9 protein-coding genes and 2 pseudogenes are annotated in these 12,007 nt (G+C 56.4%); 4 read left to right on the top strand and 7 right to left on the bottom strand.

The window, feature by feature from the left end; genetic code table 11:
• Positions 1–166 precede the first annotated feature (166 nt).
• The 3 genes and pseudogenes from F3I20_RS07300 to F3I20_RS24130 all read left to right on the top strand — a co-directional run.
• Positions 167–1,375 (top strand): aldose 1-epimerase family protein, encoded by a 1,209-nt coding sequence (locus F3I20_RS07300; RefSeq protein ID WP_150011771.1) that lies wholly within the window; start codon positions 167–169, stop codon positions 1,373–1,375.
• A 139-nt stretch (positions 1,376–1,514) separates the two neighbouring features.
• Positions 1,515–1,982 (top strand): DUF3237 family protein, encoded by a 468-nt coding sequence (locus F3I20_RS07295; RefSeq protein ID WP_150037345.1) that lies wholly within the window; start codon positions 1,515–1,517, stop codon positions 1,980–1,982.
• Positions 1,983–2,314: 332 nt separating this feature from the next.
• Positions 2,315–2,452 (top strand): annotated as a pseudogene (locus tag F3I20_RS24130) (DUF2817 domain-containing protein); the annotation flags it as partial.
• Between the two features lie 2 nt (positions 2,453–2,454).
• On the opposite strand, the gene F3I20_RS07285 reads toward F3I20_RS24130, so the two are convergent.
• Positions 2,455–3,228, bottom strand: coding sequence for a HalD/BesD family halogenase (locus tag F3I20_RS07285; protein WP_150037346.1), 774 nt, complete (start codon positions 3,226–3,228; stop codon positions 2,455–2,457).
• A 99-nt stretch (positions 3,229–3,327) separates the two neighbouring features.
• On the opposite strand from F3I20_RS07285, the gene F3I20_RS07280 reads away from it, so the two are divergent.
• Positions 3,328–4,233, top strand: coding sequence for a LysR substrate-binding domain-containing protein (locus F3I20_RS07280; protein ID WP_150059913.1), 906 nt, complete (start codon positions 3,328–3,330; stop codon positions 4,231–4,233).
• Positions 4,234–4,340: 107 nt separating this feature from the next.
• Here F3I20_RS07280 and uca read toward each other — a convergent pair whose 3' ends face one another.
• The 6 genes and pseudogenes from uca to F3I20_RS07250 all read right to left on the bottom strand — a co-directional run.
• Positions 4,341–7,946 carry an urea carboxylase gene (gene uca / locus F3I20_RS07275; RefSeq protein ID WP_150037348.1) on the bottom strand — a complete coding sequence of 1,202 codons (3,606 nt, stop codon included), beginning with the start codon at positions 7,944–7,946 and terminating at the stop codon, positions 4,341–4,343.
• A gap of 109 nt (positions 7,947–8,055) precedes the next feature.
• Positions 8,056–8,691, bottom strand: coding sequence for an urea amidolyase associated protein UAAP2 (locus F3I20_RS07270; protein WP_150037349.1), 636 nt, complete (start codon positions 8,689–8,691; stop codon positions 8,056–8,058).
• Positions 8,692–8,701: 10 nt separating this feature from the next.
• Positions 8,702–9,430 (bottom strand): urea amidolyase associated protein UAAP1, encoded by a 729-nt coding sequence (locus F3I20_RS07265; protein ID WP_150037350.1) that lies wholly within the window; start codon positions 9,428–9,430, stop codon positions 8,702–8,704.
• The gene (locus F3I20_RS07260) at positions 9,427–10,212 is read right to left on the bottom strand and encodes an ABC transporter ATP-binding protein (protein ID WP_150011503.1); all 786 of its coding nucleotides are present in this window, start codon (positions 10,210–10,212) and stop codon (positions 9,427–9,429) included. Before F3I20_RS07260 ends, F3I20_RS07265 begins: the two co-directional genes overlap by 4 nt.
• Positions 10,209–11,024: an ABC transporter permease gene (locus tag F3I20_RS07255; protein WP_150037351.1), complete on the bottom strand. Its 816-nt coding sequence runs from the start codon at positions 11,022–11,024 to the stop codon at positions 10,209–10,211. Before F3I20_RS07255 ends, F3I20_RS07260 begins: the two co-directional genes overlap by 4 nt.
• A gap of 24 nt (positions 11,025–11,048) precedes the next feature.
• Positions 11,049–11,861, bottom strand: a pseudogene (locus F3I20_RS07250) (putative urea ABC transporter substrate-binding protein); the annotation flags it as partial.
• Between the last annotated feature and the right edge of the window lie 146 nt (positions 11,862–12,007).

Here is a 12,007-nt window from a genome sequence, read left to right as displayed (position 1 = left end):
GTCGTAATTATTCCTTTGTAAGCAAAATTTATGTGATTTGACCCGCAATAATGTTGCTGAAAAGCGCCGGTTTTCTGACAGGTGAGCATCGTCACGTTTCTGACCGGCTTCAGACAGTAGATTCCATTTATGGAATGAAAAAACGATTCAGCAAATGAGGCGGATGATGAAGATTAAACTGGCATTAACAGTACTGGCGGTTCTGGTTTCAGGTTCAGCAGCGGCGAAAACCTGGGTGCTGACAAGTGCTGAACAGGGCACAGAGCAGGGAAACTGGCAGATTTCCAGCAGTGAGCTGAAGTTGCAGGGTAAGCCGTTCAGCATCGAGCAAAAAGTGCTTCATGGCGGCAAGCAGGAAGGCAGTAAAATTGTCACCATCCGCAGTCAGGATGGTCTCACCATCACACTCAGTCCGACACGCGGCATGAACTTACTGCGCGTTGAGGGCTTTGGCACGCGTATGGGCTGGGATTCTCCGGTGAAAGAGGTGGTTAATCCCGCTTATATCAATCTGGAAAGCCGCAACGGTCTGGGCTGGCTGGACGGTTTCAATGAGATGATGGTGCGCTGTGGCTATGAGTGGACCGGACATCCGGTGACCGATCAGGGCCGCATTTACACGCTACACGGTAAAGCGGGTAACACGCCGGTTTCGCAGCTCGAAGTTGAAGTGGCTGATGCGGCACCGCATGAGATCCGTATTCGCGGTCTGGTTAAAGAGAGCACCTTTAAGAAGACGGATTTGCAGACCATGACTGAGCTGCGCTATGTGCCAGGCAGTAATAGTTTCAGCCTGCATGATGTGTTAACCAATCATGCTGACTATCCGCACGATTATCAGATTATCTATCACAGCAACTTCGGCCAGCCAATCCTGGAAGAGGGCGCACGTTTCCTTGCCCCGATGTCCGGCATCAGCCCGTTCAATGATTATGCAAAAGCCGGGTTAAAGGAGTGGCAGACCTACAAAGGTCCGACCAAAGACTTCGATGAGATGGTTTTCAACATCAAACCACTTTCCGACAGCAATCATCAGACCGTCGCTGCAGTGATTAACAAGGTCGGAAACAGCGGCGCATCGATTCAGTTTGATACCCGTCAGCTCCCGATGCTGACCTTATGGAAAAACACCGACACCCTGAAACAGGGTTACGTAACCGGCATCGAGCCAGGCACCAGTTACGCCTATCCGGTCACCATTGAACGTGAGCAAAAGCGCGTGAAGCAACTGCAACCGGGCGCGAGCACGGCATTTGATCTGACGTACACCTTGCTGCACAGCAGCGAGCAGGTGAATGACGTTGAGAAACGCATTAAGGGCATTCAGGGCGACACGAAGATTGACGTTAGCGAGACGCCGATAGCGAAGGAGTAACTGGCCATAAAAAAATCCCGGCACTCTGGTGTCGGGATTTTTTATCCTCAAAGAAAGCCAGAAATCGGACGCCGCATGATTAGTACTATCCTATCCGTGATGAGTTCTTAAACTGGCGGGATTGATAACAGGAGGTTGTATGTTGCCCGCTCTTAAACACAGCTTTACCATTGAGATAAAAGTTGATAAGCCCGTTGTTGTTTCTAACCGCAATTCACAGGGTAAAAGACAGCTTATTCCTATTCTGTCTGGATCTGTTTATGGCGAACTGAAGGGGCACGTCATGCCAGGTGGTGTTGACAGCCAGTTTGTAGATTCAGCAGGCGTTTGTCGGCTTTCTGCTCGTTACGCTTTACAGGTCGAGCAAGGCACTGTCTACGTTGAAAACAACGGTATACGCATCATCCCCGAAGAATATAGAGACCAGCTCTTTGGTAATGACATGCGCTTCTTCGATGAACTATTACCCTCACAAATCTATTTCAGGACAGTGCCAGTATTTGAAGTCGATTCCCCGGAACTTAATTGGTTAACGACCTCCATTTTCGTCTGTGCAGCAGAAAGAACGCAGACAGGGGTAAAACTGGACATTTACAAAGTCGTATGACTTTTATTTGCTTTAAACCCAGACATTGCTCTTGCGGGGCATGGTCTCAGAGCAGTGTCAGGGTAGCTTGAGTTTGAAGAGTGTCAGTACAGCGTTACTGGTGAGATGTCTTAGATTTCTGGTTCACAGCAGACATCAGAATCAGAGGGGGCAGGATAACGAAGCAAATGGCTAGTCAGCTGTGCTATTTAACATAAGATAGATTGTGCGCATTATATTGTGTCGGGTCAGAAAGCCATTATCTGTCTTAATCCAGGCGTGTCTGACCGGTAACTCTAATCCGATAATGTCTTCAAAACCCGGCCTCTGGTGTGAAGACCTGCACACTGAATAGTACGGCTGGTCGGGCATTGAAACAGCAGCTGGTCGAGGGATTCTGGCCCGAAGATGCGGACTGGCGTATGTTAGTGGCTTTGCGCACGCAGCAAATCTTTCAGCGCGGCTGGCGTGCCCTGACAGACACGCCCTGATTTTATAGTCTGCCGTAAAAGGTCATTCGGGCTGTTTCTGACAGCGCGATGTCAGGCTGCGTGTTGTAAGCCAGCACCGCCAGCATCCGCGTGACCTCGCCTTCGGTCGGCGTCACGCGATGCAGGGAGTTACGGCCACGAAACAGCACCAGATCGCCGGCATCAATCTCCAGCGCGTCAACCGGCTGGCGCGCGTCCAGTACTGCGTCAACGCCGTCGAAGTTCATCTCACCAGCATCGGCATTACGCAGATCCTTCACATACTCAAACACGCCGCCCGCCAGCGGTTTCTGGACCAGTAAAGTAATAGCAAATGAGGAGTTGTCGAAGTGCCAGCCCAACTCCTGGCCGTGAGGCGCATAGTGCAGGTTAATCGACGAAAGCGGATCGGCATAAGGATAGAGCGCTTCCTCTCCCAGCACATCGCAAAGGAAATGTTTAAACAGGTCATCGTTATAAAGCTGGCGCAGCGGTGAGTCGGCACCAATAACATCATCTGTAATGCATCCTTTGGTGCTGAGCACATCCCGGTTACGCGGGTGATCCGCGCTGAACGCCTCATCCGGCTTCATCAGGTAGACATTGTGTTTGCTGCGGGTGTGATAGGCCAGATGACGCCGGGCATTGCCCTCTTCAATAACCGCCTCCAGAGCGTGAGGTTGTAAAAACTGACGCAGTACCAGCGCACCGGAGTGGTTTAACTGCTCACGACAGCGCTGACGCCAGTCATGATCGGCCAGCGGATGAAGATCGAGACGAACGAGGGATCCAGACATAGCAACATTTCTCATGATGGGCAGGTGTGATGTTACTCTACCTGTCGCCTGCCACGCTGCGTAACGATAAAAACTTACTGCCCTGATAAGGAAGAATTAATGCCCGCTCAATTGCCAAGGTTGCCCAAAATCAGCGTCATACAGTCCTTTAAAGTGGCTGCCGAACTGGGCAGCCTGGCAAAAGCCGCCGCCCAGCTGGCCTTAACCCCGGCGGCGGTCAGCCAGCAGATCCGCCAGCTGGAGGAACAACTCGGCAGCGCGCTGTTTCTGCGCACGCAAAGCGGCGTGATGTTGACCGAAACCGGCAAAGAGTATCTGCGCTACGTCACCGAAGCTTTTGATATTTTGCACCTCGGCCAGCAAAATATCTGCCATGCGGCCAGCGCCCCAAAACTTACGATTTACGCACTACCGGCGCTGGCGTCGAAATGGCTGCTGCCAGAACTGGCGAGCTGGCGAGACCGTTGTCCGGATATCGCTATCTCGTTAAACGGCACCCATTCACCGGTCGATTTCACGGCGATGCCCGCCGATTTTGTGATCTGCTTTGGTGAAGATCGTTACCCGCAGCTGGATAAGATCAGATTATTTCAGGATGACGTGCTGCCGGTGGCCAGTCCGGCGCTATTACAACGCGTCATGCCGGAATCGATCTTAAGTCAGGCCCCGCTGATCCACCTCGACTGGGGTAATGAAGGACGATTCCTGCCGGACTGGCAAAGCTGGTTTCAGGCAAATGGCATGGATGAACCGCTGCCTCAACCTGCATTCAGCTTTAACCTGACCTCACTGGCGATTGATGCGGCTGTTGCGGAAATGGGACTGTTGTTGGGACAGCGACGCCTTATCGCGCCAGAGCTGGCGCGTGGCGATCTGGTGGTGGTGGATGATCTTTGCCTGCCTCTGAGCAAACCCTATTTCCTGGCGTGGCCGCAACGCACGCTGAGTCAGCCTGGCAGTGAAGCGATGATCGGCTGGCTAAAAGAACTGGGCGCGCGGTGCTGATATCCGGCTGCTGTGATGCATGTTGCCTGCGCCCGCCAGCATGTTGCCGCTGACGGGCGCAGCGGCATTCAGCATGATCTTATCCGGCTGGTCGGTTGTGATCGTCGTTACGCATTATCTTCAACGATTACCGCCACGCGTTGCCCTGCACGTACTGCGCTGCCTGGCTGGACGCTGACCTGCTGAATTATGCCATTGCACGGGGCCAGAAGTGGGATCTCCATCTTCATCGACTCCAGCACCACAAGGATATCCCCTTCCCGCACCCGACTGCCTGCGGTCGCCTGCACCTGCCAGAGATTGCCGGATACCGGACTTTCAACCCCCTGCTCGCCCGGTTGCAGCGGTGCGTCGCCGCCTTCATCCGCTACGTTTTCCTGACTGTCGAAATGGGCCTGACCACTGGCTATCCAGCGGTCACGTTCTGCATTAAACGCGGTTTGCTGATGATCCCGAAACTCGCCGATACTCTCCGCTTCACGGATGAGGAAATCCTGATATGCCGCCAGCCGCAGCGTACTGTGCTCAATGCGTAGCGGATAACGACCGAGTGGAAAATCGCGACGAATCTGCAGCAGTTCCTCAGCAGAGACCGGATAAAAACGGATCTGATCAAAAAAGCGCAGCAGCCAGGGCTTTCCGCCGAAATCGGCCACTTCGCGATATCGGTTCCACATCTGCAGCGTGCGGCCCACAAACTGATAGCCGCCTGGCCCCTCCATACCATAAACACACAGATAAGCGCCGCCTATGCCAACCGAGTTTTCCGCCGTCCAGGTGCGGGCCGGATTATATTTCGTCGTCACCAGCCGATGACGCGGATCCAGCGGCGTGGCAACCGGCGCGCCAAGATAGACATCGCCCAGTCCCATGACCAGATAACTGGCCTTAAACACCGTGTTCCAGACGGCCTGCTCATCAGGCAGATCGTTTATCCGACGGATAAACTCAAGATTGCTCGGGCACCAGGGCGCGTCCGGGCGCACGGTGGTCATATACTTTTCGATCGCCTGCTGACAGGCGGGATCGTCCCAGGAGAGCGGCAGATGCACCACGCGTGTAGGTACCTGAAGGTCATCACTCATGCAGACCGTTTCCCATTCACCGCGCACCCACGCCAGCAGCACGTCTGGCTTCAGTGTCTCCGGCTGGAAATGAATTTGCAGCGAGCGGATGCCCGGCGTGATATCAATAATGCCGTTGCGTGATTGCGCTTCCAGCGCCTGCATCAGGGCGTGAATCCGAAAACGCAGTACTAGATCCAGCTCCGGCTCGCCTGCCTCCAGCAGCAGATGCGTATCGCCTGAAAGCCGTGCGACCAGACGTTTATCCGCTTCACCGCAGGTCATCACGATGGGTGAAGTCAGCGGCGCAGGCTGCCAGTAAATGTCCTGTGGCTGGAGTGTGGTCAGCTCGGTGCGTCGGCCTTTAGCCAGCCGCCGGGCCGTCGGAATATCCACCGCCACAAACTGTACTTTGTCACCGGCTTTGAGCTGGCCCAGCTGCCAGAGATCCGCTTCGATGACCGTCACCGGGCAGACAAATCCGCCGAGACTCGGACCATCGGGTCCCAGGATCACTGGCATATCGCCGGTAAAATCGACCGCACCGATGGCGTAAGGGTTGTCATGAATATTCGAGGGGTGCAGTCCCGCTTCGCCGCCGCTGTCGCGGGTCCAGATCGGCTTTGGCCCAATCAGGCGCACGCCTGTGCGGCTGGAGTTAAAGTGCACTTCCCATTCTGTGGCAAAGAACGCTGCCATATAGTCAGGCGCGAAGAACTCCGGCGCGCCGTGGGGACCGTAAATCACGCGCAGCGTGCGTACCGGCGCGAGACCGGTGCGCAGCGCAGCGGGCAGTTCTGTTCCGGCTGTGTTCGCAGTCCGCGGCGCGAGATGCAGCACATCACCGCTTCGCAGGGCTCGCCCGGCGTGGCCACCAAACTGACCGAGCGTAAAAGTGCTTTTGCTGCCTAGATAGTCCGGCACCTGAATACCCCCGCTCAGGCAGAGATAGCTTCTGACGCCCTCGCCACGCATCGCGCCCAGCTTCAGGGTTGATCCCGCCGGGAGGGTAAACACAGCGTCCATCGCCTGTTCAACGCCGTCGAGCGTGACACTGAGCGGCGCGCCACACACCACCGCCTGAATCTCTGTGTTAAATTTCAGCGTAGGTCCGTTCAGCGTGATTTCCAGCGCAGCGTCACCCTCGTCATTGCCCAGCAGACGGTTACCGAGACGCAGGGCGCGGTCGTCCATCGGCCCTGATGGCGGCACACCCACCGCCCAGTATCCCAGACGTCCGGGATAGTCCTGCACGCTGGTCTGGGTGCCGGCACTCAGCACCTCAACGGTTGCCGCCTGATAGCTGAGCAGCGCCAGGCAGCGGGTCCAGGGTTCACCCGCTGTAAAGGGCGCAAAGGCTAAAATCTGCTGGAGATAGCGGCGATTGGTTTCAACGCCATACAAACGGGTTTCTGCCAGCGCCTGAGCCAGTGTGGCGATAGCGTCTTCGCGTGTGGGATGCCAGGCAATCACTTTGGCCAGCATCGGGTCAAAGAATGGCGGGACTTCGCATCCGGCTTCCACCCAGCGGTCAATGCGCAGGTTTTTGCCGTCGGCTGCCGGGAAATGGACTTCAGTTAACAGTCCGGGCGAAGGCTGGAACTGCCGACCCGGATCTTCTGCATAGATACGCGCCTGTACAGCATGACCTTGTGGATTCAGCGTGGCGGCTAATGCGCTTAGTGGCGGAAGATCGCCTGCCGCCAGCTCAATCATCCACTGCACCAGATCCACGCCCCAGACCTGCTCTGTCACGCCATGTTCAACCTGCAGGCGAGTATTCACTTCAAGGAAATAGAACTGCTGCGCTGCGCTGTCATAAACAAACTCAACCGTTCCCGCGCTGCGATAGTTCACCGCTTTCCCCAGGGCGATAGCCGCCGAGCAGAGTGCGTCGGCCATGCCTGCTGGCAGATTCGGCGCAGGCGTCTCTTCGATCACTTTCTGATTACGTCGCTGAACCGAGCAGTCGCGGACGCCCAGTGCGATAATTTCGCCCATCCCGTCACCGAAAATCTGCACTTCGAGATGACGGGCGCGTTCGATATATTTTTCGAGAAAAACCCCGGCGTCGCTGAAGTTGTTCTGGCCGAGGCGCTGTACGGTTTCAAACGCGTCTGACAGTTCATTCGCATCACCACAGACGCGCATCCCAATACCGCCACCGCCCGCCGTGCTTTTCAGCATCACCGGATAGCCGACCCGCTCTGCGGCGCGGCGGGCCTCGCTGACATCCGCCAGCAGCTCACTGCCCTCGAGCAACGGCACGCCTTCGGCCTTCGCCAGCGCGCGGGCTGTATGTTTCAGGCCAAAGGTCCGTAACTGCTGCGGCGTGGGACCGACAAAAATCAGACCGGCGGCCTCGCACGCTTCCGCAAAGGCGGCGTTTTCGGAAAGAAAACCGTAGCCAGGATGGATCGCTTTTGCCCCGCTCTGCTGCGCGGCAGCAATGATTTTTTCCGTCACCAGATAGGTTTGTGCGGCCGGGCCTTCGCCAAGGCTTAGCGCGCTATCCGCCTCGCGAATATGTAAGCTGCTCAGGTCGGCTTCGGAGTAAACGGCGACGCCTTTCACCTGCATGGCACGCAGCGTGCGAAGAATACGACAGGCGATCGCACCGCGATTAGCAATCAGTAAGGTATCAAACATAGGCGAACTCTCAGGGATGCGGGTCGTCCCGCAAAATACGATATTCCCTGGGGCCGTCCCCGGGGCTGACCGGCAAAAAAAGGTGGCCGGAGAGGTTAAGCGGGCTGACTCAGTTCCACACCAGCACTTCGGCGGGCGTCGGGTTCCAGCCATTACAGGGGTTATTCAGTTGCGGACAGTTGGAGATCAGCACCATTACGTTGCATTCGGCTACCAGGTCGACATATTTGCCGGGCGCAGATAAGCCGTCCTCAAAGGTCAGACCGCCTTCGGGCGTGACGGGAACGTTCATGAAAAAGTTGATGTTGGCGCCGATATCCCGCTTGTGCAGACGGCCATCATGCAGGCAGGCGCAAAGAAAGTTATCCCGACAGCTGTGCATGTAGCGTTTATCGTGGGCATAGCGCACGGTATTGCTCTCCTGGGAGCAGGCACCCCCCAGGGTATCGTGGCGACCGCAGGTGTCGGCGACGATCGTCAGCAACGGATTGCCGAGATTCGAATAGAGCACGCTGCTAGTGGTCAGATAGACCTTGCCCTGACGACGCAGCGTGCGCTGAGGATCGTAACGTTCACGCGGGTTGTCAGTGTTGTAAAACAGGGTATCAATCGCCTGATTGCCTTCGAGGTCGAGCAGGCGCAGCGTTTGCCCTTTTTTGACTTCGAACAGCCACGGCTCGCCTGCCGGGATTACGTGGCGATAGACAGCATCATCAGGACGACGATCAGAGTGGATAAGGGTCATCGCAGCCTCCTTACAGGGCAAAAAGTCGAGTGTTGTGAAACGCACGCTGATTTTCACCACGAGTGATCATCGCATCGCTGACAACCTGCATATCGTCGGCCTGATACCAGCTCAGCTGGACCGGACGCGGGAGATAGTCCGTGGCGGGATCCTGCGGATGTGGCAGTGCGGTCAGCACCATCAGCACGTCCATGGGCGCGTACAGCTCAACGAAATCACCCGCCTGGCTATTGCCTGCGCTGAACCCGAAGCGGCCCTGCTCATCAACCGTGACCTTGCTGAAAAAGTTAACGACCATCAACAGATCTTGCAGACCCAGATCCCATTTGCCCATCTCAACCAGCAGATTATCCACGCCGTTGCGATAGAAGCCGTTGCGCAGCTCCTGATAACGCCCGGCACCGTATTTTTCACGTGTTTCCGCCGCGTTGAGTACGCCGCCGAACGGATCGTGCCAGCCGCAGCTATCCGCAACGATCGCGGCCATCACGCGCCCCATATCGGAGTAGAAACAGTGACCGGTGGTCAGGCGAGCAGTGTGCTGGCCTTTCAGGGTGTCCGGCAGATTCAGCCGTTCACTTTTCTCGTGCGGATTGAGCATCATCATGCTGACGTTGGCACCGCCCTCAATGTCGGTCAGGCGCAGGATCTGCCCTTTACGCAGAATCAGCGAGGTATGCGCGCCACCGGGCAGCGGCTCTTCGCGCAGGCTCGGGGCTGAATGAAAAAGTTCTGTCATTGAGCGGTCTCCTTTAAGGGGTAAATGTTATTTCTGCTGCCGGTCGTCAGCTGAGATAGTCGCGTCTCATTAAGCGGGATGTCGTAAGTGATACGCGCGCCCCACGCATTGGGGGCCTGCGGGTCGATGCGCACCTTATCGAACACCAGCAGCCGGGTCCCCAGATTGAAGCCTTCGGCAAGGTCGTGCGTGACCATAAACACCGTCATGCGGGTTTCGCTCCAGAGCTGGAGCAGCAACGCATGCATATCTTTGCGGATACCGGGATCCAGCGCACCAAACGGTTCATCCAGCAGCAGCACGCGTGGCTGCATCACAAACGCCTGCGCAATCGCCAGCCGCTGCTGCATTCCGCCGGAAAGCTGCGCCGGATATTTATCGAGTGAATGGCCCAGCCCGACCTTCACCAGCATCTGTTTTGCCTGCTCACGGGCCTGACGTTTCCGGGCACCAAACAGCCGACCCGTAAAGGGTGACGCCGGGAGTTCGAGGCCAATAGCGACGTTATCCAGCACGTTGAGATGAGGGAAAACCGAGTAGCGCTGAAACACCACGCCACGGCTGCGATCCGGCTCGCCGGGCAGCTGCTCGCCATCCAGTGTGATCGTTCCCCGCGTTGGCTTTTCCTGACCGAGCAGAAGACGTAAAAACGTCGACTTACCGCAGCCGGATGCGCCTACCAGCGAGCAGAACTCGCCCTCTTTTACCTGCAGATTGATGCGTTCCAGCACCACGTGGTCGCCATACTCCTGCCAGATATTTTTGATATCGATAAAACTCATTCCCGGCCTCCTTCTGCCCAGGGGAAACAGGCCTTGTGCAGCTGACGCAGCGCGAGATCCATCAGCCACGCCAGCAACGTTATCCAGATGACATAAGGAATGATCACATCCATCGCCATATAGCGACGGACGAGGAAGATGCGATAACCCAGCCCGGCAGTCGCGGAGATAGCTTCGGCGGAGATCAGAAAGAGCCATGCCGATCCCAGCAGCAGACGCAGCGAGGTGATTAGCCGGGATAAGAGCTGCGGCAGCACAACCCGAAGCACCACCGTCCAGCTGTTCGCCCCCAGGGTCTGCGCTTTGATAAACAGCTCAACGGGGATTTCCCGCGCCCGATGTTCGAGATCGCGTGCCAGCATCGGTGTGATGCCAATGACGATCAGCATCACTTTTGACAGCTCATCCAGGCCGAAGACGATAAACAGCATTGGCAGTAGCGCCAGCGGCGAGATCATCGACACCACGGTCATGAAAGGTGACAGCGCCGCGCGGGTCATCGGAAAAACGCCCGCAGCAATGCCGATGCACAAGCCAATTACCGAAGAGAGTGCCAGGCCAGTCAGCAGACGGGTTAAGCTAATCCACGTATCCGCCCACAGCAGATACTCCCCGCTACGCTTGTCCAGCGTGAACGCCATCCGGTCGATGGCCGCGATCATTTGCGACAGGCCGGGCAGCAGTTTGTCATGGGGATTTGTCTCCAGACGCACTGCTGAACTGATAAACCATGCGGCGATCAGCAACACAAACGGTAACAGCATCAGCGTCAGGCGCATTCCCTGCCGGGGATAGCGGTTGATGTGGCGCATGGCAAAAACTCCTGAGTCCGGTGGTTACAGCTTGCCCACAGCGGCCAGCTTCAGATAGCTGTCGTCAAAGCGCAGTTTGATGTTTGCGGTGTCGCCGACAGTGACGTTGCCCGGGAAGCGCATGCCGATGAAGTCAGCGCTTTGCGCGCCCTCGCCCAGCAACCCTTTATCAAAGGAGAACGCCGCGACGCGCTGCATGGTTTTCGCCAGATCGGGGGAAGAGACAAAAGTCTGGGTTTCGGCAGGGGTCCAGAACAGGTGGGTGGTTTTCAGCTGCGCCTTATAACCGGCGAGGTCCGTACCGGAATCGGCCGCCATGGCACTCAGCGCCTGAGTGTCACCGGCCTGCATCTTCGCCATCATCTCAAACCAGGCACCGGTCAGCGCCTTGCCGAGTGCGGGGTTATCTTTCAGGGTGTCGGTATTGACCACCATCATGTCAATCAGCTCGCCCGGCACGGCCGATGAGCTGAATACTTCTGTCGTCTGCGGCGTCTTTTTGATAACCGAAAGCTGCGGGTTCCAGGCCACAGCCGCTTTGACGTTGCTGGTGCCGAACGCTGAGACGATATCGGCATCGGAGGTGTTCACGACTTTAACGTCTTTTTCCTGCAGTCCGGCCTTCTCCAGCCCGCGTACCAGCAGATAGTGCGACACTGACAGCGCAGGCAGATAGACCGACATCCCTTTCAGATCGCTGAGCTTTTTATTTTCCCCTTTCAGGACTACGCCGTCGTTACCATCCGAATAGCTGCCGGTAATCAGCGCCGTGCTATCAATGCCGCCGGCTGCAGGAATGGTCAGAGCATCCATGTTGGTCATGGTGCAGCCGTCGAATGTGGGGTGGTAATCATTTCTGGACTGATCGGAGAACATGCAAGATAGCCGAAAATCCTTTACTGGCGGGGCTTGGCGAGGATTTAGAGATTTTGGACTTGCCGCAAAAAAATGACCGAAAAATGATTTTTTTTGCAAACTTTTCT

The sequence above is a fragment of the Candidatus Pantoea gossypiicola genome (genome assembly GCF_008632075.1).
Taxonomy (GTDB): domain Bacteria; phylum Pseudomonadota; class Gammaproteobacteria; order Enterobacterales; family Enterobacteriaceae; genus Pantoea; species Pantoea gossypiicola.
Note: the sequence above shows the minus strand (reverse complement) of the source record. Positions and strands in the feature narration are given on the sequence as shown.

Bases quoted from the DNA above. Each gene is read 5' to 3' on its own strand.
- F3I20_RS07270 (WP_150037349.1), bottom strand. From the start codon at position 8,691: ATGACCCTTATCCACTCTGATCGTCGTCCTGATGATGCTGTCTATCGC.
- F3I20_RS07255 (WP_150037351.1), bottom strand. From the start codon at position 11,024: ATGCGCCACATCAACCGCTATCCCCGGCAGGGAATGCGCCTGACGCTG.
- F3I20_RS07280 (WP_150059913.1), top strand. From the start codon at position 3,328: ATGCCCGCTCAATTGCCAAGGTTGCCCAAAATCAGCGTCATACAGTCC.
- F3I20_RS07285 (WP_150037346.1), bottom strand. From the start codon at position 3,228: ATGTCTGGATCCCTCGTTCGTCTCGATCTTCATCCGCTGGCCGATCAT.
- F3I20_RS07300 (WP_150011771.1), top strand. From the start codon at position 167: ATGAAGATTAAACTGGCATTAACAGTACTGGCGGTTCTGGTTTCAGGT.
- F3I20_RS07295 (WP_150037345.1), top strand. From the start codon at position 1,515: ATGTTGCCCGCTCTTAAACACAGCTTTACCATTGAGATAAAAGTTGAT.
- F3I20_RS07260 (WP_150011503.1), bottom strand. From the start codon at position 10,212: ATGAGTTTTATCGATATCAAAAATATCTGGCAGGAGTATGGCGACCAC.
- F3I20_RS07265 (WP_150037350.1), bottom strand. From the start codon at position 9,430: ATGACAGAACTTTTTCATTCAGCCCCGAGCCTGCGCGAAGAGCCGCTG.
- uca (WP_150037348.1), bottom strand. From the start codon at position 7,946: ATGTTTGATACCTTACTGATTGCTAATCGCGGTGCGATCGCCTGTCGT.